The following is a 25,890-nucleotide window of genomic DNA, read 5'->3' on the forward strand; positions in this document are numbered from 1 at the left end:
TTTTAGCACCTGGATAATCTGCTCTTCAGTGTACTTCTTGCGCTGCATTTCGAGTCCTCCCGTTCGCTATATTCTAGCAGAGAACTCTAAGAGCCAATGGCATTATTTACGGGGGAAAGGTCAAAACAAGGGTAAAAGCCACTGTTGAATGTCCTGGACACTATGAAACTATCCCCTACTCCGCCCCCGGGGAAAACAGTTTGAATCTCCAGCTCCGCTTGCCGGTCAGCCGCAGCAGTTTATCATAGACGAGGTGGCGGGACTTGAGCAGCAGCGCTTCTTCATAAAGCCCCGGTTTCCCCTCCCGGCGGCCGTAGCGGTTTTCCTGGTAAGCCCGGACCAGGCCGTCGATAGCGTCCGCTTCTTCCGGCAGCGCCTGCTGCAGGGCGGCGGCGAACTCCAGGGGGGTCTGCTGGGGGCGGGGGTATATCCCGGCCATGGCGGCCAGGCGGCAGAGCTTGGCATAGGTGTGATAAGCCAGGGACCGGCGCTCCACATACCACAACCGGCGGAAAAAGGCGCGCCGGGACAAAAGGAGCAAGGCGATGACCACCGCCGCGCCGATAATGACGAGGACGATAACGGCTAAAGCGCGCCCCAGTTCATCCGCGAAGGGCAGCACCCCCCAGGAATGACGGGACTCCGCCTGCGCCGGGGCAGCCGGCGGCGGGGGGGCGGGGATATTTTCGGGCGGGGGGGCAAGGTAATTCCAGGCATTCCACTGCGGCAGCTCCCGGATAGCGGGGATGGACACCAGCGGGGTCTCGACGGATATCTGGCTCCCGCTGCCGCCGCCGCCGCCGGGCGTAGCCTCAAAGTTTACCCAGCCGTAGCCGGGGAAATAGACCTGCGCCCAGGCGTGATAATGCCAGTCCCGCAGGATGTAGGTGCCCCTTTCATCGCCGGGCTCACCGGGCAGATAACCCACCACCAGGCGGGCGGGGACATCTATAGTGCGGAGCATTACCGCCATCGCCGAGGCGAAATAGAGACAAAATCCGCGTTTTTCCGTGAACAGGAAGTAGGAAACGCCGTCCGTTCCCTCCGGCGGGGCGTCGATAATCGCTTCGTAGGGGAAACCGGCAAGATAATCGACGACAGCCAGCACTTTAGCATAGGGCGTCGCCGCGCCGGCGGTGATATTTTCACTCAAAAGCCTGACCGCTTCTGAATAGTCCGGCGGCAGCTGGAGGTAATAATCCCTGATATACCCGGGGTAATCATCCCCGGCGCCGGAAAGCTGGTCGGCGGTGGGATTGACCAGCACCGACTGCACGGAATAGCTTTCACCGATGCCCAGGATACGCTGGGTGGTAACCTCCATCACCTCATTACCGGCGGCCTCGTGCAGCACCACCGGAGAATCGGAAGAAACAAGGTTGCCGGCTACGAGCACCACATCGCCGCTGATGTTCATGGTAACCTCGTACCGCATCAAGTCCTCCTGGCTAACGGAAGCGGTATTCTCCCGGGGCACTTTAGCGTCCAGGGGCTGCCCGGTGGTGGGGCTGTTAACCCATCCGGTAGAGGTATAAGTATCATAGATATCCATCGGCCAGTAAGAGGGCCGGTTGGAATGCACGATGAAATGGATAATGTTGCCCTGGTTCCATCCCTTCTCAAAAGTCAGCTCGGTTAACAGGCTGGAGGTACTGAAAGCCTGCTTGGCGGGCACGGCGTTGAAGATATTGAGACGGGACTCCCTCATATCCTGTTTCCAGCCGAGGGCGGAGGACATCAGGTTTTGCAGTCCGGAAGCCCGCGCCTGCGGCGTAAGCCAGGCCAGCGAAGACGCCAGGACGACGATGCAGACCAGCGGAACGACCAGGTACAGCAGGCTTTTAGCGGTATAGCCGGAGCCGCGCCCGGACTTAACGAATTGCCCGGCGATGCGCGTCTGGATAACCAGTAAAACGGCCGCCACGAAGAAAGCCGGGAAATAGTAGTAATTGACGGCGGAAAGGTTGCTTAAATTGACGATGATGACCACCGCACCCAGAGTTACGGCCACCCAGGCGTTATGCCGGCGCAGAAGGAACCATATACCCAGATAGCCGATAAGCCAGACCAGCAAGGCAATGACCAGAGCGAAGACGACGTTTTCCTCTCCCGGGAGCAGGGCGGCGGACGGCTGCCACCAGGACTTTAAAACAGTAAACAGGTGATGGAAACTGTGCGCGCCGGGCAAACAATTCAGCGCCTGCCAGACAGCCACCAGGACGCCGACGACCGGCGCAAGGATATGGATGAGCCAACCGGCAGCCCTGGCAAAAACCAGCAGCCAGACGAACAGCATGGCCAGGAAAAGGACCAGCGTGAAAGCCGGCTGGGGCGTCAGCCACTGCGCCCGCTCGACGGAAAAGACCGCCACCTCCAGCGTCAGGAAAAGCAGGGCGATGTTCAGCCAGGTGCGCCAGTTACCTTCCCGGGGAACAGGGGCGGGGGGCGCCTCCGGCGTTAACGCTTTCTTCAGCCGGTCCGGCCGGGCGGCCGGTTTTCTCAAGTTATCTTTCACTGTGGTCTTTAACCCCCGTGCTTTGTAGCGGCGAAGCGATGAAACGGCTGTCCAGCGCCCGGGAAATATCAGCACCGCGCCGGACGATATAGGCGTGCACGCCGCCGGTGACCAAACCGCGGGCATTTTCCACCGCGCTCACCTTGCCGCCGAAGCTGGCGGCATCGAGGAGGATGGCGGTAACGGTGGTGCCGCGCTTGACGATGCGGCGCAGCGGCGTCCCCATTCTCTTAATATCGGACGCGGTAATGACAATAACGGCGGAACCGCTATCAAAACGCTCTTCCTGGGCAGTGAGCAAGGCGTCCACCGGCACCTCGCCGCCGGGCTTGACCAGGGCCAGAGCGCGCATCACGTTCTCCATTTGCTCCTCGCCGGTATCCGGCAGATAGAGATAAGAGCGGTCGCCGGAGGCTAAAAGCCCCACCTTTTTGCCGCTCTCCAGGTATTTCTTGGCCAGCGAGGCGGCGATGGTCACGGCGTACTCGGTGGTGGACTCGGCGCCCTCTCCGAACTGGGCGGACCGGGCCATGTCCAGGATAATCCAGATGTCTTTATAGACGTAATTGGTGCGGTCGGGGTCGAACTCCTTGACCATGAGGCTGCCGGTATGGGCCGTGGTCGGCCAGTGGATATAGCGCAGGCTATCGCCGCTGGCGTACTCGCGCACCCGGGAGGCGTTGGGGCTGGTCTGGGCGGCAAACCAGCGGCGCGGGTTGGCCCCCGGCTCATGGTGCGGCAGCGCCTGGAAATAAGGCACCTCCACCGTATCCGGGAAAACGATGATATACTGCCCCAACCCGAAGTACTGATTGATAGAGAAAAACCCGAGGGGGTCGCGGACGCGGGCGTCAATGTTCCCCAGGGTATATTCCCCGCGCCGGGTGCAGGACACCTTAATGCGCCAGGTGTATAACCCCCGCGCCGCCAGGTGAAATTCCGCCATACCCTGCCCGCCCGGCATATCCGTGTCCTGCCACGCCTCAATAGACGCGATGGGTATGCGGCCCCGGTTGACGAAGGTCAACTCTTCCTCGAACTGCTCCCCTACCCGGCAGTACTTAGGCATGTTTTCCACCCGGCCGTCAATGTTGCGGGCGTTAAGGCGCAGCCAAAAATAGCTCAGGAAAAGCACGACGACCAGGAAAATAAAGAGTCGCCAAAGCATAGTGTAGCCGAAGGCCAGCATGAGGAAGAAGGAGAGCAACAATACAACGATAAGGAACCAGCGAATTTTCATATCTTTGCATCCCGCGGACCAGTTGAAGGTTACTTTATATTTACGCAGCTTTCTTGCGGTCGGGGAGGGCGCCGGGCACGGGGATAGTCTCAAGAATCTCGTTGATAAAGGCGCGGCTGTCCGCCCCCTGCGATTGTCCCGTAGAGGAGAGGAGGGCGCGGTGGGCCAGAGCGGGCACGGCGAGGGCTTTGATATCATCCGGGAGGACGTAATCGCGACCGGACAAAAGCGCCCTGGCCTGGGCGGAGCGGAAAAGCGCCAGCGAGCCGCGCGGCGAAGCGCCGAGGTAGATGGATGGGTGATGGCGGGTGGCTTCCACCAGCGTCACGATGTACTGCTTGACCAGACCGTCCACGTAGATTTTCTTGACCGTGTCCTGGAGCAGCAAAACATCAGCCGCGTCAACCACGTGCCCGATTTGCTCGATAGGATGCACGAGCTGCTGGTTTTCTATAATAGCCACCTCTTCCGCCGGTGACGGATAGCCGATGTTGATGCGCAGCAGAAACCGGTCCAGCTGGCCTTCCGGCAGGGGGAAAGTGCCCTCGTACTCCAGGGGGTTCTGGGTGGCGAGGACGTGAAAAGGGGAGGGCAATTTATGGGTGACGCCGTCCACGGAAATCTGGCGCTCTTCCATAGCTTCCAGCAGGGCGGACTGCACCTTGGGGGTGGCGCGGTTGATTTCGTCCGCCAGGACGACCTGAGCGACGATAGGCCCGGGGTGGTATTCGAAATCACCGACTTTCTGGTTAAAAACCGTGACGCCGGTAATATCGCCGGGCAGCATGTCCGGGGTGAACTGGATGCGCTTGAAGGTGCAGTTGATGGACCTGGCCAGACTGCGGGCGAGCATGGTCTTACCGACGCCGGGGGCATCTTCAATAAGCAAATGCCCCTGACTGACCAGGGCTATCACCGCCAGCCGCACCGCTTCCGTCTTGCCGATCATGACCTTCTCTACGTTCCGAACGATTTTTTCGGCAAGGTGCCTGGCTCCATCAATACTAGCGTCCACTGCTGCCCCTTCATCCGGGGGGTAGAGGCAAGACTCCGGTTACACACTCCCCTGACTGGAGTATATCACAAGAAAAATGCGTCAACAAACCCCCCAAACGGCCAGGCGGGTACTAGCCCGGCGTATATTGTCGCCCGGGGGCGGGCGGCGGTAAAGTTAGATATCAATAGCGGACAAGCGAGACGAAAATGCTGCTGGAAATAAAAAACCTTACCAAAATCTACAAAGGCAAGAACAGGGTCAAGGCCAATGACAACATCAGCCTGGCCGTGAGCGAGGGCGAGGTCTTCGGGCTTTTAGGCCCGAACGGGGCGGGCAAGACCACCCTGGTCAACCAGATTATCGGGCTGGCGGTGCCTACCTCTGGCACCATCACCATCTCCGGGGTGGACGTGATAGCCAATCCCGATTACGCGCGGCAGGCCTGCTCCTTCCAGGCGCAGGTACAGGCGCCTATTTCCGGGCTGGCGGCATTACAGGCAATCGAACTGGTGGGGCGGATAAGGGGCGGCAAGAAAGCGGATGTCCACCAACGCGCCCTGGAGCTTATCGAGAAGCTGGAGCTGGGCGAGTGGCAGAAAACGCTGGGGCTGACGATATCCGGCGGCGTGCGCCGCCTGGTGGCCTTCTGCATGGCGGCGGTGGTGCCGGGGAGAATCGTTATCCTGGACGAGCCGACCAACGATGTCGACCCGCTGCGGCGGCGGGCTATCTGGCAGGAAGTGCAGGAGCTGGCCAAACAGGGCGCCGCGGTGCTGCTGGTCACCCATAACATCCTGGAGGCGGAGCGGGTGGTGGACCGCCTGGCGATAGTGGACCAGGGGGTCATCAAGGGGATGGGCACGCCGGGCAGCCTGAAAGAGAGCGAGGGGGACGCCATGCGGCTGGAACTGACGCTGGAGCCCAAAGCCGCGGAGCCGTCCCTGCCGGAATACTTAAAGCAACCGCTGGTCATCAACCGGCGCGTACTGGGACAGGTGCAGCCGGAGGATATCCCGGCGGCCATAGCCTGGGCGCGCGGCCTCAAGGAGAGCGGGGACATCGAGGAGTTTTCACTCGGTCCGGCCACCCTGGAAGATGTTTACGTGAGGCTGGTAAAAAATCCTAACGGCAACGACCGCCACGGGAAGGAAGCCTGACGATGACGAGATGGATTAGAAGCTACGGACTGATGCTGAAGTGGGTCTTTTTAAGCAACCGGCCCTGGCTGTCCCTTAACCTGGCGGTGCAGATAGGGATTGCCGCCGGCTTCATCTACGGCATCAGCTTTTTCTACCCGGAAATCACGCCGGAAATCGCCAAGTACGTGACCACCGGCGCCCCGACGATAATACTGCTCACGGTGGGCATGGTAATGGTGCCCCAGATAATCGCCCAGGGGCGCACCGAGGGGAACTTCGACTATATATGGTCGCTGCCGGTGCCCCGCATGGCGCACATCGCGGCGGATGCCACCAACATGTTCGGCAGCACGCTGCCGGGCATCGCCCTGGCGGTGGCGCTCGGGGCAATGCGCTTCGATTTCGGCCTGAATATCAGCCCGCTCATCATTCCCGCGGTACTGCTGATATCCATGTGCGGCACCTTCGTGGGATATTCCATGGCTTTCGCCGTGCCCAAGCCGATGATGGTGAACGTGATTACCCAGATACTCATCTTCGTGGTGATGCTGTTCTCCCCGGTGAGCTTCCCGGCGGAAAGGCTGCCCGGCTGGCTGCAGGCGGTGCACCAGGTACTGCCCATCCAGTACATGGCCGACCTGATGCGCGGCACGCTGACCGACCTGCCGATAAACATGGCGAGGGCGTTCGCCATTACCGGGGCGTGGTGCGTGGCCGGGTTCGTCATCACCGGGCTGCTGGTGAGGCGGAGGCAGTAGAGAGCTAGCGGGGCATTTTCCACCAATTGTTTTTTTGATTGTTGCTGGATTTTCCGTACGTAAGCAGCTTCAGGGATTTGCTTGTTGTTTTATGTTAAGTTTAGGGATTAGAGATTAGGGAATAGGGAGGAGAGAGGAGTAGTTGGGGGATGTACGCTGGATTCCCGTTTTCTCCTTCGACAGGCTCAGGATGAGCGGGAATGACGGAGGGGATAAGGAAAATCCCCCTTTTTCAAAGTGGGAGACGGGAAGGGTATGGTTCGACCCTCCTACGCTGAAGCTATGAAGGGCAGGCGGGCTCACCATGAGCGGGGGGATAAGGGGGGACGGGTTGGGAACCCGCCCCTACATCTTTTTATAGACTCCGTATTCCTGTCCAGCCTGCCACATGGCTTTGAGGTTTTCCCCTTTGCCTTTGTCTATAGAGGCGCCGCCGGTGAGGATAAAGCCGCCGCCTTTACCGCAGACCTCAATAAGCTTGCGGCAGTATTCCTTGACCGCCGCGGCGGTGCTGGTCATGAGCAGGGAGGCGGGGACGTTCCCGGCGATGCAGGCCCTGCCGCCCAGTATTTCCTTAGCCTGGAACATGTCCGTCTGGTCGAAAAGCCAGACCACCTTGCCGGGGGGCAGGTCCCGGATAATGCTGAGCCGGTTAGTGTACTTCCCTTCCGCGAAGAGGTAGGGCACCAGCCCCGCCTCGATAATGCCCAGGATTACCTTCCGGAAGGCGGGCCAATAGAAGGTCCGGTACTGCTCATCGGACATAAAGGTGTCGTCGCCTTTGTGCAGGGGGAACATGACCATCACCCCGCCGGAAGCATCGGCCGCCGCCACGCCGGTGTCAATCAGGACCGGCACCAGCTTTTCCATAGCGGCGAGGACCTTCTCCGGTTGGCGGTACATATCCATGACGATGCCCTTCGTGCCCCGCAGGGTGTCGCCGAGGATATCGAACGGGGCATGGCTCATGCCGCCGGCCAGGGCCGGATAGCCCGCGGCCAGGGCCTCCCGGCTGAACTCCATCGCCGGTCTGCTCCAATCCGCCGTCTCTTTCCCATAGTCGATAATGGCCTGGTACATATCCCGCACCTCCGGCAGGGCGGCCGGGGCCAGGAAATTGGTGGAAAAGCCGAGCAGGTGGGACAAAGGCTGGAATTTAGCCAGCGGCGCCAGCGCGCCGATAGTGCGGGGCAGATAGCGGCGGAAACAGAAATCCGACAAATCGCTGATAAAATAGTCGTACTCGTCCGCCTTCATGTACTCCCCTTCCACGAACTGCTGCATCCAGGCGTCGTCCGGCAGGCCGTGGCCGGGCCACTTCATCGTCAGTCCCTGCGCAATCTCCAGCGAACGGCCGGAGGGCGTCATACCGCCGGAAAAGGTGTCCGATTCATATTCCTGAAAGAAGCGGCGGTAGGCCTCAGTGGCGCGGCGGTTATCATACATGGCGTCTTTGAGGGTCATGCCGGCGTTATATAGCGGGAAAGAGCCCGCCGGGAGCATCACCGGGACGCGGTCCGGCTCCTCCAGCCTGATGACCTTGATAAAGCGGGTGACGCGCTCTTTATAGGCTTTTTCCGCCGCGGCGCTGTGGAACTTAACGTGCGGCGGGTTGAGCCAGCGGTCAAACCTCTGCTGGCGTTTTTCTTCCGGGGTCAAGGCGGGCGGCTGCTTATCCATTTTTCCGAACTCCTGCTGCGGGGGTATTACAGGTATCAGGGGCATTATAGAGGGCGGGGAGAAGGGGTGTCAAACGGAGGGGAAAGGGAGAGTTCACAGTTTATAGTTAATAGTTTACAGCGGGGGGAGGGATTGGGGAAGGAAAAAGACGGGACCTTACCCTCCGGTTCCCTCTCCGCCGGCAGAGAGGGAGCGATAAGCAGCTGGCAATTTGTAGTTGGTAATTTGAATGGGGGCAGGTCAGGGGGAAAGGGGGTGACTAAAATCCCCCTCTTATGCCCTTCCGATTCGTTCCTCATACGGAATCCCGCATGAACAGGGTGAATCGGGACTTTTTCAAAGGGGGACGCCGATACCCCTGAAAAGTGAGTAAACCTTAAAAGGCGATACCCTGAATTTATTTGACAAGAAACCCTCAAAAAGACTACATTCCGGGGGAACGGGTCGAACGCAAAATATTTTCCCATATAAATAACCGCAGGAGGACAGATTATGAGCACCTGGCATGAATACGTGCAGCAGACGGGTAAAGTGCCGGAATGGCCTTACCCGGTGAACTACGGCAAGGTGAATGAAATCACGGCGGACGTGCTGGTGATAGGGGGAGGGGTGGCGGGGCTGCAGGCCGCCATCAACGCCGCCAAGACGGGCGCTAAAGTGGCGGTGCTGGAGAGGGGACATGCCAAGCGGAGCGGGTCGGGCGGGGCGGGCGTAGACCACTGGCACGGCGCGGTGACCAACCCCTGCTCCAAGGTCACGCCGCAGATGTACACGGACGCCTGCTACGATAGCATGCTGGGCTGGACGGGCGGGCACGTGCGCTACATCATTACCAAAGAAAGCTGGGACACCCTGCTGGAAGTGGAAAAGATGGGCGTCCAGATACGGGACATCAAGGACGAGTTCAAGGGCGCCGACTTCCGGGACGAAGAGACGAAGCTGATGTTCGGGTACGACTATAAAAACAAGCATATCATCCGCGTCTGGGCGTACAATATCAAGCCCAAGATGTACGCCGAGGCGAAGCGACTCGATATCAACATACAAAACCGGCTGATGCCCACCGCGCTTTTGACCGCCGCGGGGAAACAGGGGATGAGGGTGACGGGGGCCACTGCGGTCAACACGCACACCGGCGAGTTTTACGTATTCAAGGCCAAAGCCACGGTCATCGCCACGGGCGGGGCGGGACGATTGTTCGTTTTCGACCCGGAGACCACGGCGTCCGGCACGATGGCGGACATGAACTCGGCGGGGGTGGGGCAGGCGCTGGGATGGAACGCGGGGGCGGAGTTCGTGTGCATGGAAGGGAGCGCGCCGGGGGGGCTTATCGGCTTCGGTTACGCGCCGTACAGCATGGGCAACGCCAGCAACACCTATCACGGCACGCCGATAGTGGACGCCGAAGGCAAAGAGCTGCCCTGGGTGGACGTGTTCGGGCGGGAGCTCAAGACCTGGCACGACCGTTTCTACCCGCAGGAAGGACAGCAGTTCCAACTGGGCATAGGCATTGGGATATCCCGCACCAACCGGGAGTTCCGCCTCAACGACATACCGCCGAACATCGTGGACAGGATACGCAACGGCGAGTTCAAGCTGCCGCTGTACGCCGATTTCACCCGGCTGTCCCCGGAAGAGCGGCGCTGCATCTTCGGGATGATGGTGGGGAACGAAGGCAAGACCCGCATCCCCATTTACGATACCATGACCAAGGCCGGGTTCGACCCGGACAAGGACCTCTTCCAGGCGCCGGTGATGCCGGTGGAGGGGTATTTCAACGCCTGCTACTGGGCGGGCGGCCCCAACACGCCGTCAACAGTGCGCAGCCTGAGCGGCGGGGGCTTTTTGACCGACTGGAACCTGATGACGAACCTCGAGGGGCTGTATATCGGGGCGGGGAGCACCATCTACGGGGGAGGCTGCCACGGGGAATCGCACACCACCGGCCGCTACGCCGGCAAGCGCGCCGCCGCCTACGCCAGAACGGCCGCCGAGCCAACGGCGGATAAACAACAGGTCGAAGCCCAGCGCGAAGCGGCCTACCGCGCCACCCGGCAGTCCAAAGAAGGCAACGGTTGGAAGGAAATCAACGCCGCCGTCGCCCGCATCATGCGGGACTACTGCGGCAAACACAAGAACGAGATGACCCTGAACCTGGGGCTGAGGCTGCTCAACGAGCTAAAGACCACCGAGCTGGCCTCCGCTTACGCTTCCAACCCGCATGAGCTGGGCAGGCTGCTCGAATGCCACGCCCTCGTCTCCGTGGGAGAACTGGTAATAAAATCGTCGCTGGCGCGGAAAGCCTCCAACTCCGTGCTCGATTTCCACCGTATCGACTACCCGCAGATGGACCCGCCGGAGTGGAACAAGCTGCTGCCCATCCGCCAGGAGAAAGACGCGGTAAAGGTCAGGGAGCTGGCGCTGGACTTCCACCTGAAAGCGCCCTACGCCGCCAGCTACGAGGAGAACTACCGGAAGCACGGCGTGAAGTAAGCAGGATATTTACTCTTTAAGGGAGATACGAAGATGTCTGATAAAGCCTATATGGTACCCAACCCGCCCACCCCGAACAAGGCGGTGGCGTTCAACCCGGAATTCTGCACCGGGTGCAACAGATGCGTCGATGTTTGCCCCACGGACGTGATGATGCCCAACCCGGAAAAGAAGCAGCAGCCGATAGTGGTCTATCCGGAGGAGTGCTGGTACTGCGGCGGCTGTGTCGAGGAATGCCCACGGCCCGGCGCCATCACCATGCTCCACCCCACCCAGCAGCGGATATCCGTGAACTGGAAACGCAAGGACACCGGGGAGCTGTTCCGGCTGGGGATGAAGAACCCGCCGCCGCCGAATACGCGGCCGCCGAGCGGGGAGTGAGGGGGAGATAAGTAGTTGGTAATTTGGAGGGAAAGGGAGGTTGACTTACCCCACTCTCTCTTATCCCTCTCCCCGCTGGCAAGGAGAGGGAGGATGAGTAATTGGAAGTTAGTAGTTAACAGTTAACAGTGGGGGAAAAGGGGTGGATTACAGCTTGCTTTAGTACGGTTTTCTCTATTGCGACCAGTCCTTTCAGCTTTACCCCGTGTCTGAAAAATGCTATAATAAATGTGGCTGTATTACCCGAATTAAAAAGAACATAAGTTCTGGCGCTTATCAGATATCACCAGGCGAAAGAGGACATCGATGCCGGAAGCTACCGAACCGATTAAAGAGAAAAAACCCAAAGCGGCCGCCTACTCCGCCGAAGACATCCAGGTACTGGGAGGCAGGGAGGCGGTAAGGCGGCGCCCGGGCATGTACATCGGCAGCACGGACCAGCGCGGCCTGCACCACCTGCTTTATGAAATAGCCTACAACAGCATCGACGAAGCCATGGCCGGAAGCTGCGACCATATAGTAGTCACCCTGAAAAAGGACGGCGCGGTCAGCGTTGAGGACAACGGGCGCGGCATCCCGGTGGATATCCACCCCACCACCAAAGTATCGGCGCTGGAGACCGTCATGACCGTGCTCCACGCCGGCGCCAAGTTCGGCGGCAAGTCCTACACCGTTTCCGGCGGCCTGCACGGGGTGGGGGCATCGGTAGTCAACGCCCTTTCCGAATGGGTTATCGTGGACGTGAAAAGGGACGGCAAGGTACACCACCAGGAATACAAACGCGGCGTGCCGGTTGCGCCGGTAGCGGTAATCGGCCAGGCGGAAGGCACCGGCACCACCACCACCTTCCTGGCGGACAAACAGATATTCACCGAGACGACTTACGACTTCGAGACGATATGCGAGCGCCTGCGGGAGATGGCCTACCTCAACAAGGGCGTGCAGATATCCATCTACGACGAAATCAACGATAATGAGAAGACCTTCTACTTCGAGGGAGGCGTGGCCAGTTTCGTGCGGCACCTCAACCGCAACCGCGTGGTAAGGCACGCGCTGCCCATTTACGTCACCAAGTCCATAGGCACCACTACCATCGAGGTAGCCCTGCAATACAACGACGGCTTCAGCGAGTCGGCCTTAAGCTTCGCCAACTGCGTCAACACCATCGACGGCGGCACCCATCTTACCGGCTTCCGCTCCGCCCTGACGCGCGTCCTGAACGACTACGCGCACAAAGCCAAGATAATCAAGGAAGACGACCCCAACCTGACCGGCGAGGACGTACGCGAAGGGCTGACCGCCATCGTCAGCGTCAAGCTGGCCGAGCCGCAGTTCGAGGGACAGACCAAGGGCAAGCTGGGCAACATCGAAATCAAGAGCCAGGTGGAAAGCGCCGTCAACGAAGGGCTGGCGCTCTACATGGAGGAACACCCGGACGAGGCCAAGAAAATAATCGAGAAATGCGTGACCTCCGCCCGCGCCCGGGAAGCCGCCCGCAAAGCGCGCGACCTTATCATAAGAAAAAGCGGGCTGGACTCCGGCACGCTGCCCGGCCTGCTGGCCGACTGCTCCGAGAGAGACCCCGCCCAGTGCGAGCTGTTCCTGGTAGAGGGCCCCTCCGCCGGAGGCTCCGCCAAGCAGGGGCGCAACCGCCGTTTCCAGGCTATTTTGCCCTTACGCGGTAAAATCCTCAACGTGGAAAAAGCCGCGCCGGACAAGATGCTGGCCAACGAGGAAATACGCACGATGATTACCGCCATCGGGGCGGGCATCGACGAGGACTTCTCCACGGAGAGAATACGCTATCATAAAGTCATCCTGATGTCCGATGCCGACGTGGACGGCTCCCATATCCGCACGCTGCTGCTGACGTTCTTTTTCCGGCACATGACCAAGCTCATCAACGCCAAGCACCTGTATATAGCGCAGCCGCCCTTGTACCGTGCCACGAAAGGGAAGACTGGCGAGTGGATATATAATGAAGAAGCGCTTAATAAGTACTACTCCAAGCTTGCTTTTGAGAACGTCACGGTGTTCTCCAAAGACGATTCTATCAAGCTAAAGGGTGAGCAAATAATTGAATTCCTCGATTCTTTAAAGGAATATGATAATGGTTTGTCTCTACTCGAGAAGGCCGGATTACCGAGGGGAATTGGAGAAATATTAATCAAAAAGGGGCATTCTGTTCAAATTGATTTCAGTAAAAATGACGGTGAAATAATGCCGGTAGTAGCTAAATGGTTTCATGAATCCAAAATACCTTATGAAATGTGTGATGACCCGGCTAATAATGAATATTACATACAGCTTCCCGAGAAAACAAAACTCAACAGGAAATTACTAGAAGACCCTATACTTAAAAAATGCTATTTACTTTATCCCAAAGTTGAGCAATATGTCGAGGGCAAGTTATATTACGTTAAAAAGAATGAAAAAGAACTAGGTGTCGACGTTCCGTGGAACAAACTCGCTCAAATACTGGAAAAGTTATCTGACAAATCAGGTGTTTCCCTCCAGCGCTATAAGGGTCTGGGTGAGATGACGGCGGAGCAGCTCTGGGAGACCACGATGAACCCCGCCAACCGCACCTTGCTGGAAGTAAGCATACTGGACGCCGCCAAAGCGGACGAGACATTCCAGATGCTGATGGGGGGCGAGGTGCCGCCGCGGAAAGCGTTTATCCAGGCGCACGCCAAATATGCCAGGCTGGATATTTAGTCGGGGTTAGGAATCCGCAGTTTGAGCGCGTTTTCCCAACTCGTAGGGTTCAAGGGGCTCGGCGGAGGAATATTCTTCCGGGAACAAGACAGTGGAGTAGGACCTGTCCGGGCTGGTGGTAATCCAGATTTCCGGGAAATTTCTAGATTCATAGGTAGCCAGAATAAGGCGTCCGACTTCCTCGCTTATATCATTTAGGCGCTTTTCATCATCACTCATCTCTCCCCAGTCCCCTTTGCGATAGCGCTCCAGGCTCACCTGCACGAAGTCGGTGAACTGTTTGTCCCGGCCGGTCATTTCCCTGACCCCCCGCGTAAACAGCACCTGCCCGATGTTCATTTCCACAATCTTAGACTGGTGCAGAACATCCACCACATCCGTAAGGGGCAGCATTTCCCGCAGGCTTTCTATTTTGCTCAGGAGGGCAAGGCCTTTCTTGGTAATGCGGAAGCTCGGCAAGCCCATTTTTTCCTCGGCGTTTTCCAGGGCGCCGACGCGTATTAACTGCTCCAGGTAGTTTAAGGCCTGCTCGTTGGTGATGCGGGAAGTGTGCTGGATTTCAAACTTGCTGGCGTACCCCAGGCGTAAAAGCCGGAGGATATCCGCCACAATCTCTATATTGTCACGACGGTCTTTTGGCTGCTGCATAATATTTACCTGCCGGATAGAATTTTTTATCCCTTATATACACCAAAACCGACCATTGAAAGGTCGGTTTCACCATTAGCTCCCCGCCAGCCAGGTGACCAATTACAGCTGGCGCTTCACAGCCTCCAAAAGGGACTATTGTATTTTTGTTAATATCATTTTCGCCCCGGCAGGGAAGAATGTCAAGGTAAAAAACAGCACAAATGGTTAGAAATGCGGTATGAAATAATGTTAGAAATTCCAACGAAACCGGCGGCGTATCCGGGGGAAAAGGGGAGGCGGCAGTGCCACCTTAAGACCAGGTGTTTTGCCCGGAACGAAGTTACGTCCGGCTGAATCTTTGGCGGCTTACCCGCCCGCTACTTCATCTGAATCAGGGAGAAGAACTCGGCGCGGGAGGTGGCCTGCGTCTTGAAGGTCCCGCGCAAAGCGGAGGTGATGACGTTGCTGCCGGGTTTCTTGATGCCCCGCATAATCATGCACATATGCTCCGCCTGTACCACCACGCCGGTGCCGGTGGCATTCAGCCCGTTAAAAACGGTATCCGCGATTTCCGTGGTAATACGCTCCTGCACCTGGGGGCGGCGGGCGATGGTCTCCACCACGCGGGCAATCTTGCTGATGCCCACGATACGCCCTTCTTTATTGGGGATATAGCCCACGTGCACCACCCCGAAAAACGGCAGCAGGTGGTGCTCGCACATGGAGTAGAACGGTATGTCTTTAACGACCACCATTTCCCGGTGCCCCAGCTCAAAGCCTACTTTAAGGTCGGCCCCGGGGTTTTTATCGATTCCCTGGAAAAGTTCGGCGTACATTTCCGCCACGCGCTGGGGGGTATCCCGCATGCCCTCGCTGGAGGGGTCGGCGCCGATACATTCGATGATTTCTTTTACCGCTGCATTAATCCTGGCCGCGTCATACATATTCCGTCTCCTTTTGGTATCCCCTTAAATAGTCTCCCATCCATTATACCGGAAAAGCTTGAGATAAGGGGATATTTCAAGAGGGTAACGTTTCACCCTCACCCATTCGGCTTAGCCAGAGTGACAACAGAGAGATTGCTTCGTTACTGCGTTCCCCGCAATGACAAAGCCTAGCCCCAGCCCAGGGCTTTTTCCACCGCCTTGATGTCCGCCGGGAGCTCCAGGATGGACGGGGCTTTTTTCAGAGCGGCTTCCGTGTCCTTGAGGCCGTTGCCGGTGACCACGCAGACGATTACCTTGTCCGTGAACTTCCGGCCCTGCCCGGTCAGCTTTATCAGCCCGGCCAGCGGCGCCGCCGAAGCCGGTTCCCCGAACACCCCGGCCTGTGAGGTCATGATGCGCTGGGCGGCCAGAATCTCATCGTCGCTGACCATATCGATAATGCCGCCGGACTCATCCCGGGCGGCGACGGCTTTTTCCCAGCTGGCGGGGTTGCCGATGCGGATGGCAGTGGCGATGGTCTCCGGCTTCTCGATAGCGTGGCCGCGGACGATGGGCGCGGCGCCCTCCGCCTGGAAGCCGTACATCTTGGGCTTTCGGGTGGCTTTGCCGATTTCGTAATATTCCTTAAAGCCTTTCCAGTAGGCCGTGATGTTGCCGGCGTTGCCCACCGGCAGGAAAAGGTAGTCCGGGGCATCGCCGAGGACGTCGATAATCTCAAAAGCGGCGGTCTTCTGCCCCTCGATGCGGTAGGGGTTAAGGGAGTTCACCAGGGTGACGGGGTTCCGCTCGCTGAGGCTGCGCACGATTTCCAGCGCCCTGTCAAAGTTGCCCTCTATGGAGATGATCCTGGCGCCGTAAACGATGGCCTGCGCCAGCTTGCCCATAGCTATCTTGCCGCCGGGAATGACAATGATACACTGCAGCCCGCAGTAAGCGGCGTAAGCCGCCGCGGAAGCGCTGGTATTGCCGGTGGAGGCGCAGATGATGGCCTTGCTGCCTTCCTCCACCGCCTTGGCTACCGCCATCACCATGCCGCGGTCCTTGAAAGAGCCGGTGGGGTGGCAGCCTTCCAGTTTGAAATAAAGCTCTTTGCAGCCGTATTTTTCCGCCAGCTTATCACACCTGACTAAGGGCGTATCACCTTCACCGATAGAAAACAGCGGTGTTTTTTTGGTTACGGGGAGGTATTTTTTATACTGGAACAGAACGCCTTTTTTCATATTAGTTTTCAAAAACCCTCTCACTCTCCCTTTAGTAAAGGGAGACGAAATCACTTTCCTTAAGCATAATTATTACTGACCGCTGTGTCCCCTTTCGTAAAGGGGGATTAAGGGGGTTTTTGGTTACCCCCCTTCTATATCCTCAACGCGGATGAAGTTGCTGATTTTTTTCACCGAGTCCAGCCCGGCCAGCTCCCGCAGTCCTTTCTGCATAGCTTTCTCCCGGGCGGGGTGGGTCATAATAACGATTTCCGCGGTGCGGGTCTTTTCGTCCACCTCCGGCTGGATGGCGGAGAGTATGCTTATCTTGTTCTTGCCGAAGACGGTGGCAATCTGCGCCAGCACGCCGGGACGGTCCTTGGCGGCCAGCCGCACGTAATACTGCGTTTCAATATCGTTCATGGGGCGGATAACCTTGCCGGAAACCTCTTTCCAGGTAGACAGGCTGCCGATGCCCAGGACAATCTTGCGCGCCGAGGACACCACGTCCGCCACCACGGCGCTGCTGGTAGGCAGCGCGCCCGCCCCCTGCCCCAGGAAAAGCACTTTGCCCACCAGGTCCCCCTCCACGTGGACGGCGTTATAGACCCCGTCCACCTTGGCCAGGAAGGAGTCCTGCGGGATAAAGACCGGGTGGACCCGCACCTCTATAGCGTCCCCGCTCTGCTTGGCGATGGCCAGCAGCTTGATGGCAAAATTCAACTCTTTAGCGTAACGGAAGTCCCGCGAATCAAGGCGGGAAATGCCCTCGCGGTAAATGTCCTCCGGGCGCACCCGGGTCTGGAAAGCCAGGGAGGCCAGTATCGCCAGCTTATAGTTGGCGTCAATCCCCTCGATGTCATTTTCCGGGTTGGCTTCCGCGTAGCCGAGCTTCTGCGCCCGCTTCAGCGCGGCGGCAAAGTCCATGCCCTCTTGAGCCATCATGGTCAGAATATAGTTAGTGGTGCCGTTGATGATGGCGTAAATGGCGTTTATCCGGTTAGCTACAAGGTCGTGTTTAAAGGGGGCGATAAGCGGGATGCCGCCGCCCACGCTGGCCTCAAAAAGCAGGCCGACGCCGTGCTTATGCGCCAGCGCCAGCAGGTCAATGCCATGCTTGGCAATCAGCTCTTTATTGGAGGTGACCACGTGTTTGCCGCCGGTTATCGCCCTTTGGACGTAGTCCAGCGCCGGTTTTTCGCCGCCGATGGCCTCGATGACGATATCAATATCGGGCGCGTTGAAAAACTCATCGTCGTCGGTGGTGAAAAGCGCCGCGGGCATTTTCTTCGCCTGCGGGCGGGTCAAGTCCTGGGGCAATACCTTGATTTTGCGCAAAACGAGGGGGCAGCCCACCTTTTCCGCCAGCGCGTCCGCCTTTTCCGTCAGGACTTTGGCTACCTGCCCGGAAACCACCCCCAGCCCCAGCAGCCCGATGCCGATACTCTTCTTTTTCATATACGTTCCCTTATCGCTACTGCACTTTACTGACCGCTTTATCCACCGCCCAAGCCTTTAAATCAGTGGTAAAGTTATTAAATACATCAGCGGCGGACTCCGCCATGAGTCCGGATGACCATTCGTAATAGGCCGCATCCACCAGGGACTGGCGGTCATCATCGCTTAAGGCGCTGTTGTCCTGCCGGTCCGCCACCAGTACCACCCAGTAAGCGCCCTGCGTCCAGTTAGTAGTATCCAGGACGGGACCGCTCCACTCCCCTACCGGCGTATCCGCGTTGAAAACGTAGTCGTAAAACTCCTGGCTGACAAAAGTGGCGCTGCCGGAGACATTATCACTGGCATTGACGATGCCGATAGCGCCGTTGGGGACCTTGGCATACTGGGAGAACTCCTCAGCCAGCGCGGTCACATTATCACCGGCCGCCAGCTTATCCCTGACGGAGGCCGCGACAACCTTATCCGTGCAGAAAATGGCGGAGACGTTAGCGCTGACGTCCGTGGGACGGTCGTTTATCTTAATCACCCAATAGCCCATCTGTTTGTAGGAAGTGTTATCCGTGAGGGGCTGGCTCACCGTGCCGGCGGTGATGCCATCGCCGAAGGCATAGTCCACCGGGACGGACGGTATCTGCTGGTTCTGGAAATAAGGAAGGCTGTGGAAACCGAAATCCCCCTTATAGGTGGTGGAAAAATAACCCTGGGCGTACTCTTCCGCCAGCGCGGTGATGTTATCGCCGTTCATCATCTTCTCACGCACGGTAAGCCCGGTGGCGTAGTCCTCCACCATAATAGCTTTCAGGTCCACCTGATTATCGGACACCGGCACGAGCGTATCAAAATAGTCGGTGATCATCTTTTGCGTGACCAGCTGGGCGTAGGCGGCATCCCGGTTGGCTTTATTCAGGGGGAAACCGACGCTGTTAAGCAGCTCTTCCACGGCATTATCGCTGACGGTCACGCCGAGCGCCGCGGCCGATTGCTTGGCCAGCTCCGCCTGTATAATCTGGTCGATAACGCTGGAGGTAATATCGTCGACGGTTTTGGTGGAGTCCGTATTAGTGCGCAGGCCGAGCTCCAGCCTATCGATAAAATAGCCGGTACTGAACTTGGTGTCATGCACCTGGAGCACCGTTTTGTGCATGGGCACGTATTCACCCGCGTACCAGCCCGCCATGATAATCAAAGCCACCGCCAGGAGAACCGCTATCCCCCCGAACAATATAAAGCGCTGCCGCCGCACCTGTTTCTTGTGGTGGGAAAGCGCGCGGTGGGTCATCTCACGCGGGTGCTTTTCTGCTTTATTTTTACTGGCCAAGATATCACCTCTTAAAACGAAAATAACGCTGCCTTATATTTATAATGCATCAGGCGGTCAATTATCAAATGGCGGGCACGGCGGCGGGCAAGAGTAAATTGCCTCTTCCATTATACACCTCCGATTATTAAGGAATTGTAAAATAAAAAACCCGGTTTTATATCCCGGGCTCCGCAAGTATTGCTCCGCTAACGATTAAACGATAATAATTCCCGTCCCGGAGATAGGGCGAGCCCTCCCGGGGGTTAAGACGAACCCCTCTCCCTCTTATCCCTCTCCCCGTTTACAGGGAGAGGGAAGAATTTATTAAGTAGCAAGCCACTCTTCTTTCCACCCCTGATTCCAGTCCCCGGGGAAACCCGGGATGGTTAAGAGGCACTATTTCCGCCAGACGATATGGCACTGCCAGCGGGGCTCGCTGCGGGGGAAGTCCGAGCGGAAATGGGCGCCGCGGCTTTCCTCGCGGATGCAGGCGGCCTCCGTCAATAGCCGGCCCGTCAGTATCAGGTTACCCAGCTCGTAGGATGGCTGGTCGGTGGGGCGGGGCAAAGCGCGCTGCCAGGCCGCCAGGATACCGGCCGCCTGGTTAAGCCCTTCCTTATCCCGGACGATGCCCACTTTATCCCAGTGCAGCTGCTGCAACACCGCCAGGCTGGCGGCGGGCAGCCCTTTGGGCGCGGGACGCTCGCCGAGCTGAGTATGTATGTCCTTGACCCTGGCCAAATCAGAGGTCTTATCTTTGCCCTTATTCCGGGTACGCTCGATGATACGGCGGCTGAACACGATGGCTTCCAGCAGGGAGTTGGAGGCCAGGCGGTTAGCGCCATGGACGCCGGTGCAGGCCGCCTCGCCGGTGGCGAAGAGCCCGGAGATATTGGTCTCCCCCCAGGTATTGGTGCGTATGCCGCCAATCATATAGTGGGCGGCGGGGGCAACGGGCACCTGGTTGCGGGTGATATCCAGGCCGCGGTCGAGACAAAAACGGTAAATATGGGGAAAGCGGGTGGTGATGGTATGGGCGGGCAGCTGGGTCACATCCAGGAAAACGCGGTCGGCGCGGGTCTTTTTCATCTCGCTGACGATGCTGCGGGCGACCACGTCCCGGGGCGCCAAATCCGCCTTTTCATGGTAGTCCGGCATAAAGCGGTAGCCTTCCGCGTTGCGCAGGACGCCGCCTTCGCCGCGGACCGCCTCCGAGATAAGGAAAGGAGGCACGCCGGGCATGCGGAGGGCGGTGGGGTGGAACTGGAAAAACTCCATGTCCGCAATCTCGGCGCCGGCGTTAAAGGCCAGAGCGACGCCGTCCCCGGTAGCGATGCCCGAATTGGTATTATATTTAAAGAGCTGGCCGGCCCCGCCGGTAGCCAGAATCAGAAACCGGCACCGGAACTCCTCATAGGTACCGGTGCGGCAGTCCAGCGCCAGGATGCCGGTTACTTTGCCCTTCTCCACCAGTATCTCCGTGGCGAGGAAGTTTTCCAGCACCTGAATCTGGGAGTCCCGTACCTTGCGGCTCAGCGCCACCTCAATGTGCTCGCCGGTGGCGTCCCCGCCGGCATGGAGGATGCGGGGAATGCTGTGCGCCGCCTCCATGGTCAGGGCTATCTCCCCGTCCAAAGTATCGAACGGCACGCGGTACTCAACGAGGTCGGCGATGCGCGCCGGGGCCTCCCGCACCAGGATATTCACCGCTTCTTCATCGGACAGGCCGCAGCCGGCGTTAAGGGTATCCTGAATGTGCAGTTCCGGCGTATCGTCCTTACCAATAGCGGCGGCGATGCCCCCCTGGGCATACCGGGTATTACAATCGTCAATGCTGCCCTTGGTAATGACCAGGACGGTGCCCTGCTGGCGGGCCAGCAAAGCCGTATAGAGACCCCCGATACCGCTCCCCACCACAATATAGTCGTAATCGTTCATATCAAGTGTGTCCTATCTCCGGCCAAGCCGGCTAGACCTTCAATCCTTTGAGAACGTCCGCGGCGACGATATGGCGCTGCCGGTCCAGCGCTATTTCCGACAGACCGATATCCAGCGCGCGGCGGCACAGCCTTTCCACGGACAGTCCGTCGATATAGGGCGGGCCGTTAAAAATATGCGCCGCCTGGTCAGCGGCGGCGCGCACCAGGCGGGTGGTGAACAGCCGCACCATGGCGGCTTCCCTGAATATAGATTGGCCGGCGTCAGCTTTGGCGGCGGCGTCATAGACCATCAAACGGGCGGCGTGGATATTCACGGCGATTTCCGCCAGCGCCGCCTGAACGCCGGGCCGGCCCTGAATGGACTGACCAAACGTTTCCGTGGACTGGGCGCGGACGGAAGATTCTTCCAGGAGGCGGGAGGCAATACCCACACAGCGTGCGCCCCGGACGATGCGGCGCGGCGGCAGCCATTTTTTACCCAGGTGAAAGGCCTGTCCCTCCGCGCCGAGGCGGTCGGACTCCGGCACGCGGCAGTCCTGAAAAGTCAAAGCCAGGGGCGCTTTTAGCTGCGAAAGCCAGCCGGAGCGTTCTTCTACAGCGCCGATACTAAAGCCGGGAGTGTCTTTTTCCACCATAAAGCAAGTGATGCCTTTTTCCGCGGCGGCAAAGACCACGGCAAAGCAGCGGTCATAGCGGCGGGAGTAGGAGAGCTTGGTGCCATTCAAGATATAGTGCCCGTCACTTTTTACCGCCCGCGCCGTCAGGCGGGAGGGGTCGGCAACGCCTTCTTCCACCAAGGCAAGGCAGGGGTGTATCTCACCGGCGAGGGCGGGGGTTAAATATTTTTCCCGCTGCTCCGGGGAACAATCGAAAAGAACGGGGGTAATATCACCGAAATGGAAGGGAACGATAGTTTTAGCCAGCTCTTCCTCCACCAGGCAGACGCCTAAAGCGCTCAGCCCGGCGCCGCCCAGCTCCTCCGGGACGCCCACGCCCCAGAGACCCAGCTCCCGCGCCATTTTCACCAGCGCGGCTTCCTGTTCCGGCGGGAGGTAAGCGCGGGCGTCAGCAAGGTCCGCCGCCCGGCCGAGCAGGTCTCTTTCCAAAGGCTTGAGCTGCCCTTCCACGAAGTCCCGGGCGAGGGACTGTATCATTTTCAGTTCTTCAGATAGTTCGAAGTCCATGATTGGTTGTAAAAACCCCCTCTGGTCCCCTTCCGATTCGTCCCTCACACGGAATCTGCGACTTTACGAAAGGGAGAGGCTGCTCGTGCGAACCATTAATCTTAATTGTTAACCGTTCTTTCCCCCTTTTGTAAAGGGGGATTAAGGGGGTTTTTATAATCCCCTTTCACCCCCAACCCCTGGATTCCAGCTTTCACTGGAATGACAATTATATCATTAACTATCAAGGGCTTCTTCCAGAAATAAATCTATGTCCGGCTCATTGTCATCATTGATGCGCTGCTCCAGGCGGGACATTACCTCCACCAAACGGTGATTGACCACGTAATTCTTAATGGTCGTATCCACCTGGGGGCAGGCGAGGATACAGGCATCACACAAATCACAGTCCTCCCCGACGATGCTTTCCAGCGCCATGGAAGTGCGCTGATGGGTCCTGTCACGGCGTCCGGGCTCGCGGGAGAGCATGGGGCAGATATCCACGCAGTTGCCGCAGCCCAGGCACTCCTTGTGGCCGGCGATGGCTTCTGCGATATTGAGCGAGTGAGCGGTGCCGAAGCCGCTGGAAAGCAGGCGGCAGCGGCCCACCGGGGGACAGCGGGTGTTGAGGACTTCATTCAGTATGGTTTCTATTTCTTTAATATCTCTCTGGACGGGCAGCGGCATGGCACTTCCCCCTTACACCGGGAAAATAAATCTACGGCTGGAACACGGCGCTGGTATAGCCGCCGGTACGCCGGGTGTAGTCCGGCAGCAGACGCGGGGAAACGGGGCGCTGGTCACGGATGCCGGCCTGCTGAAGCTCTTCCTGCCAGCGGCGGACGTGCTCCAGGGTGGGGCTGCCCCTTTTCACCTCTTTAGCGTACCTGGCGGCGGCCAGGCCGGCTCGCCGGCCAAAGACGAACAGCTCCAAAGTAGAGTTGCCGATAAGGCGGTTGCGGCCGTGCACCCCGCCGCTGCATTCGCCGGCGGCAAAGAGTCCGGGCACATTGGTGGCCCCTTCCGTATCTATCTTAATGCCGCCGTTCTGGTAATGCAGGGTGGGATAGACCAGGATAGGCTCGCGGGTAATATCGATATTAAAGCGGCGGAACTGGCGCACCATGGCGGGGAGCTCGCGGGCGATGGTGCCGGGGCCACGGATAACATCAATCATCGGGGAATCAAGCCAGACGCCGGAATCGCCGTTGGGGGTCTTCATACAGCGCTGCCGCTCCCGGCACTCCCGGATAATGGCCGAGGTGACGACATCACGCGGCTCCAGGGGCATGATAAACTGCTCGCCGCGGCTGTTCACCAGCTGGGCGCCCAGCGTCCTGACCTTTTCCGTAACGAGCTGCCCCAGAATCTGGAGGGGATAGACCGCCCCGGTGGGATGATACTGCATGGAGTCGATAAAAATAAGCCCGGCGCCGGCGCGGTAAGCCAGCACCAGCCCGTCCGCGGTAGCGCCGTAGTGGTTGGTGGTGGGGAAGTCCTGAATATGCAGGCGGCCGCTGCCGCCGGTAGCCAGGATGACCGCCCTGGCTCGGGCGACAATCAGCTCTTCCGTTTCCATGTTGAGCAGGATGGCGCCGGCTATCTGGCCTTTATCGTCCAGAATCAGCTCCACGGCGGCGGTATATTCCAGATAGTTGATTTTTTTATTCCTGATTTCATCGCGCAGGACGCGCATTTCTTCCAGTCCGGTGTAATCACGCGCGGAGTGCAGGCGCCGCCGGGAGGTGCCGCCGCCGGAAAGCTCGTGCATGGAACCATCCGGCGCTTTGTCCCAGTTCACCCCCAGCTTTTCCAGCCACCGGATAGCGTCCGGGGCGTCTTTCACCAGCACTTCCACCAAGTCCGGGATATTTTCAAAATGGCCGCCGCCCATAGTGTCCAGGTAATGGATGGCGGGGGAATCTTCAGGCCTGTCCGCGGCCTGAGTGCCCGCCTGCGCGCCGACGGTATTGGCGTCGCCGAGGCGCAGCTTGGTGGTGACCAGGACCCTGGCGCCGGCTTCGTGGGCCAACAGGGCCGCCGAGGCGCCCGCCCCGCCGCAGCCGATGACCAGCACGTCCACATTGTAATTGGGGCTGGAAGGGTCGAATTTCTTGGGGTCGATGCGGCTGTTGCCTTCCAGGAGGTCGGCCAGCTCCACGGGGGCGCTATCGCCCTGGTTAACGCCTACCTTGAGCTTGCGCATGCTGGACTTGATATTGTCCGGGTGGTACTTGCGCAGCAGGGCTTTTTTATCCGACTCGTCAAGGGGCGGCCGGTTCTCAATGAGCCGCCGGACGCGTGTGTCCTCGACGATATGGATGTTTTCTTCAAGGTAAGCTGGGTACATCTTACATACTATTCCCGGGACTGCTCCAGCGCCGGCTCGATGTCCCGCTCGTTGTAGCGGCGGCGGAGCTCTTGTTCACCGGCGGTTTTCAGCGCCGTTATTTCAGCATCATATTTACCGGAGGCTATTTCCGCGACGCGGCCGGCCACGTGGGCGGCGGGCGGGGTTAGATATCGGCCGTTGAGACGGCGGCATAAAAGGGCGACGTAATACGGGGTAAGCCCCTGGGGACAGCGCGCCGCGCAGAGGCCGCACATCAGGCAATCGAACGATTTGTCCGCCACGGCTTTAATATCCCCCCTTAAAGCGTCCGTCATCCACCACATCACCTCCAGCTCCTGGGGGCAGGTCTTGGTGCAGGTATTGCACCCGTAGCATTTGACGATATCCGGGTAGAGGGCTTTGACATTATCGCCGTCAGCGGGGATTTTCTCCAGGTCATAGACGGCCTTGACCGCCGGGAAGTAGGGAATCTGCACCAGGCACATGTCCGGTTCCACGGTCTTCTGGCAGGCGAGGTCATACCGCAGCTGGGGGTCGTTACGGAAATTATAGATGGTGGCGCAGGCGCCGCAGAAACCGGCGCGGCAGCCGCAGCCGCGTATGGCCCGGTAGCCGCTGTACTCCAGGGCGGTGAGGATGGTAAGCCCTTCCGGCACCTGGTAGTACTTGCCCATGATATAGATATCAATTAGTCTTGCTTGTTCCGCCATTACAATCTTTAGTATAGATTACTATACCGATTCATTCAACAATAAAGGGGGACGGGATAAAGGGCGGGGGAAAAAAGTGGTGCCGAGGCGGGGATTTGAACCCCGACGAGCTTACGCTCACCACCCCCTCAAGATGGCGTGTCTACCAGATTCCACCACCTCGGCAAAAGAAAAAATACTGGCAGGGGTGGCAGGGCTCGAACCCACGACCGGCGGTTTTGGAGACCGCTGCTCTACCAACTGAGCTACACCCCTGTGCCAAAGAAAAT

The 25,890-nt window shown here is 58.7% G+C and carries 19 protein-coding genes, 2 tRNA genes and 1 riboswitch; of the genes, 5 read left to right on the forward strand and 16 right to left on the reverse strand.

All coding sequences use genetic code 11. The features are described from left to right. Positions 1 to 175: 175 nt before the first annotated feature. Genes WC370_04265 through WC370_04275 form a run of 3 tightly spaced genes read right to left on the reverse strand, consistent with a single transcriptional unit; the run spans position 176 to position 4,770 of the window. The gene (locus tag WC370_04265; GenBank protein ID MFA5308687.1) at positions 176 to 2,515 is read right to left on the reverse strand and encodes a transglutaminase domain-containing protein; all 2,340 of its coding nucleotides are present in this window, start codon (positions 2,513 to 2,515) and stop codon (positions 176 to 178) included. Further along, complete coding sequence (locus WC370_04270) at positions 2,505 to 3,755, reverse strand: DUF58 domain-containing protein (GenBank protein MFA5308688.1); 1,251 nt, start codon at positions 3,753 to 3,755, stop codon at positions 2,505 to 2,507. The genes WC370_04265 and WC370_04270 overlap by 11 nt, the downstream gene beginning before the upstream one ends. Positions 3,756 to 3,795: 40 nt before the next feature. Further along, positions 3,796 to 4,770, reverse strand: a complete 975-nt coding sequence (locus tag WC370_04275) for a MoxR family ATPase (GenBank protein MFA5308689.1) — start codon at positions 4,768 to 4,770, stop codon at positions 3,796 to 3,798. A 188-nt stretch (positions 4,771 to 4,958) separates the two neighbouring features. On the opposite strand from WC370_04275, the gene WC370_04280 reads away from it, so the two are divergent. After that, a complete protein-coding gene (locus WC370_04280) occupies positions 4,959 to 5,909 on the forward strand; it encodes an ABC transporter ATP-binding protein (GenBank protein ID MFA5308690.1) in 951 nt (316 codons plus the stop codon). Between the two features lie 2 nt (positions 5,910 to 5,911). Further along, on the forward strand, positions 5,912 to 6,649 hold the full coding sequence (locus tag WC370_04285) for an ABC transporter permease (protein MFA5308691.1): 738 nt from the start codon (positions 5,912 to 5,914) through the stop codon (positions 6,647 to 6,649). 345 nt (positions 6,650 to 6,994) lie between these two features. Here WC370_04285 and WC370_04290 read toward each other — a convergent pair whose 3' ends face one another. Further along, positions 6,995 to 8,329, reverse strand: coding sequence for a uroporphyrinogen decarboxylase family protein (locus tag WC370_04290; GenBank protein ID MFA5308692.1), 1,335 nt, complete (start codon positions 8,327 to 8,329; stop codon positions 6,995 to 6,997). 492 nt (positions 8,330 to 8,821) lie between these two features. Between WC370_04290 and WC370_04295 the strand changes: the two genes are divergently transcribed. From WC370_04295 to gyrB, 3 genes are all read left to right on the forward strand, one after another. Beyond that, positions 8,822 to 10,822 (forward strand): FAD-dependent oxidoreductase, encoded by a 2,001-nt coding sequence (locus WC370_04295; GenBank protein ID MFA5308693.1) that lies wholly within the window; start codon positions 8,822 to 8,824, stop codon positions 10,820 to 10,822. Between the two features lie 33 nt (positions 10,823 to 10,855). Continuing rightward, a complete protein-coding gene (locus WC370_04300) occupies positions 10,856 to 11,203 on the forward strand; it encodes a ferredoxin family protein (protein ID MFA5308694.1) in 348 nt (115 codons plus the stop codon). A 306-nt stretch (positions 11,204 to 11,509) separates the two neighbouring features. After that, on the forward strand, positions 11,510 to 13,921 hold the full coding sequence (gene gyrB, locus WC370_04305; GenBank protein ID MFA5308695.1) for a DNA topoisomerase (ATP-hydrolyzing) subunit B: 2,412 nt from the start codon (positions 11,510 to 11,512) through the stop codon (positions 13,919 to 13,921). 6 nt (positions 13,922 to 13,927) lie between these two features. On the opposite strand, the gene WC370_04310 is transcribed toward gyrB, so the two are convergent. The 12 genes from WC370_04310 to WC370_04365 form a co-directional block, all read right to left on the reverse strand. Continuing rightward, positions 13,928 to 14,569, reverse strand: coding sequence for a winged helix-turn-helix domain-containing protein (locus WC370_04310; protein MFA5308696.1), 642 nt, complete (start codon positions 14,567 to 14,569; stop codon positions 13,928 to 13,930). 52 nt (positions 14,570 to 14,621) lie between these two features. After that, positions 14,622 to 14,702: riboswitch (cyclic di-GMP riboswitch) on the reverse strand. 226 nt (positions 14,703 to 14,928) lie between these two features. Then, entirely contained in the window at positions 14,929 to 15,495 is a 567-nt protein-coding gene (gene folE, locus WC370_04315) for a GTP cyclohydrolase I FolE (GenBank protein MFA5308697.1), read from the reverse strand. A 170-nt stretch (positions 15,496 to 15,665) separates the two neighbouring features. Continuing rightward, on the reverse strand, positions 15,666 to 16,718 hold the full coding sequence (gene thrC, locus WC370_04320; GenBank protein MFA5308698.1) for a threonine synthase: 1,053 nt from the start codon (positions 16,716 to 16,718) through the stop codon (positions 15,666 to 15,668). Positions 16,719 to 16,841: 123 nt separating this feature from the next. After that, positions 16,842 to 18,155 carry a homoserine dehydrogenase gene (locus WC370_04325; protein ID MFA5308699.1) on the reverse strand — a complete coding sequence of 438 codons (1,314 nt, stop codon included), beginning with the start codon at positions 18,153 to 18,155 and terminating at the stop codon, positions 16,842 to 16,844. Positions 18,156 to 18,171: 16 nt separating this feature from the next. Further along, positions 18,172 to 19,473, reverse strand: coding sequence for a SurA N-terminal domain-containing protein (locus tag WC370_04330; protein ID MFA5308700.1), 1,302 nt, complete (start codon positions 19,471 to 19,473; stop codon positions 18,172 to 18,174). 378 nt (positions 19,474 to 19,851) lie between these two features. Then, positions 19,852 to 21,393 carry an L-aspartate oxidase gene (gene nadB, locus WC370_04335; protein MFA5308701.1) on the reverse strand — a complete coding sequence of 514 codons (1,542 nt, stop codon included), beginning with the start codon at positions 21,391 to 21,393 and terminating at the stop codon, positions 19,852 to 19,854. A gap of 31 nt (positions 21,394 to 21,424) precedes the next feature. Continuing rightward, entirely contained in the window at positions 21,425 to 22,579 is a 1,155-nt protein-coding gene (locus WC370_04340) for an acyl-CoA dehydrogenase family protein (protein MFA5308702.1), read from the reverse strand. Between the two features lie 216 nt (positions 22,580 to 22,795). Then, positions 22,796 to 23,245: a 4Fe-4S dicluster domain-containing protein gene (locus WC370_04345; protein MFA5308703.1), complete on the reverse strand. Its 450-nt coding sequence runs from the start codon at positions 23,243 to 23,245 to the stop codon at positions 22,796 to 22,798. A gap of 31 nt (positions 23,246 to 23,276) precedes the next feature. After that, the gene (locus WC370_04350) at positions 23,277 to 24,908 is read right to left on the reverse strand and encodes an FAD-binding protein (protein ID MFA5308704.1); all 1,632 of its coding nucleotides are present in this window, start codon (positions 24,906 to 24,908) and stop codon (positions 23,277 to 23,279) included. An 8-nt stretch (positions 24,909 to 24,916) separates the two neighbouring features. After that, complete coding sequence (locus WC370_04355; protein MFA5308705.1) at positions 24,917 to 25,621, reverse strand: 4Fe-4S dicluster domain-containing protein; 705 nt, start codon at positions 25,619 to 25,621, stop codon at positions 24,917 to 24,919. 77 nt (positions 25,622 to 25,698) lie between these two features. Then, positions 25,699 to 25,786, reverse strand: a tRNA-Leu gene (locus WC370_04360). A 14-nt stretch (positions 25,787 to 25,800) separates the two neighbouring features. Then, positions 25,801 to 25,876: transfer RNA gene (locus WC370_04365), tRNA-Trp, on the reverse strand. Positions 25,877 to 25,890 lie beyond the last annotated feature (14 nt).

The organism is Dehalococcoidales bacterium (genome assembly GCA_041652735.1).
In the GTDB taxonomy this organism is placed as follows: domain Bacteria; phylum Chloroflexota; class Dehalococcoidia; order Dehalococcoidales; family RBG-16-60-22; genus RBG-13-51-18.

Bases quoted from the DNA above. Each gene is read 5' to 3' on its own strand.
- WC370_04270 (MFA5308688.1), bottom strand. From the start codon at position 3,755: ATGAAAATTCGCTGGTTCCTTATCGTTGTATTGTTGCTCTCCTTCTTC.
- WC370_04355 (MFA5308705.1), bottom strand. From the start codon at position 25,621: ATGGCGGAACAAGCAAGACTAATTGATATCTATATCATGGGCAAGTAC.
- thrC (MFA5308698.1), bottom strand. From the start codon at position 16,718: ATGAAAAAAGGCGTTCTGTTCCAGTATAAAAAATACCTCCCCGTAACC.
- folE (MFA5308697.1), bottom strand. From the start codon at position 15,495: ATGTATGACGCGGCCAGGATTAATGCAGCGGTAAAAGAAATCATCGAA.
- WC370_04325 (MFA5308699.1), bottom strand. From the start codon at position 18,155: ATGAAAAAGAAGAGTATCGGCATCGGGCTGCTGGGGCTGGGGGTGGTT.
- WC370_04350 (MFA5308704.1), bottom strand. From the start codon at position 24,908: ATGTACCCAGCTTACCTTGAAGAAAACATCCATATCGTCGAGGACACA.
- gyrB (MFA5308695.1), top strand. From the start codon at position 11,510: ATGCCGGAAGCTACCGAACCGATTAAAGAGAAAAAACCCAAAGCGGCC.
- WC370_04345 (MFA5308703.1), bottom strand. From the start codon at position 23,245: ATGCCGCTGCCCGTCCAGAGAGATATTAAAGAAATAGAAACCATACTG.
- WC370_04340 (MFA5308702.1), bottom strand. From the start codon at position 22,579: ATGGACTTCGAACTATCTGAAGAACTGAAAATGATACAGTCCCTCGCC.
- WC370_04310 (MFA5308696.1), bottom strand. From the start codon at position 14,569: ATGCAGCAGCCAAAAGACCGTCGTGACAATATAGAGATTGTGGCGGAT.
- WC370_04285 (MFA5308691.1), top strand. From the start codon at position 5,912: ATGACGAGATGGATTAGAAGCTACGGACTGATGCTGAAGTGGGTCTTT.
- nadB (MFA5308701.1), bottom strand. From the start codon at position 21,393: ATGAACGATTACGACTATATTGTGGTGGGGAGCGGTATCGGGGGTCTC.
- WC370_04280 (MFA5308690.1), top strand. From the start codon at position 4,959: ATGCTGCTGGAAATAAAAAACCTTACCAAAATCTACAAAGGCAAGAAC.
- WC370_04295 (MFA5308693.1), top strand. From the start codon at position 8,822: ATGAGCACCTGGCATGAATACGTGCAGCAGACGGGTAAAGTGCCGGAA.
- WC370_04290 (MFA5308692.1), bottom strand. From the start codon at position 8,329: ATGGATAAGCAGCCGCCCGCCTTGACCCCGGAAGAAAAACGCCAGCAG.
- WC370_04300 (MFA5308694.1), top strand. From the start codon at position 10,856: ATGTCTGATAAAGCCTATATGGTACCCAACCCGCCCACCCCGAACAAG.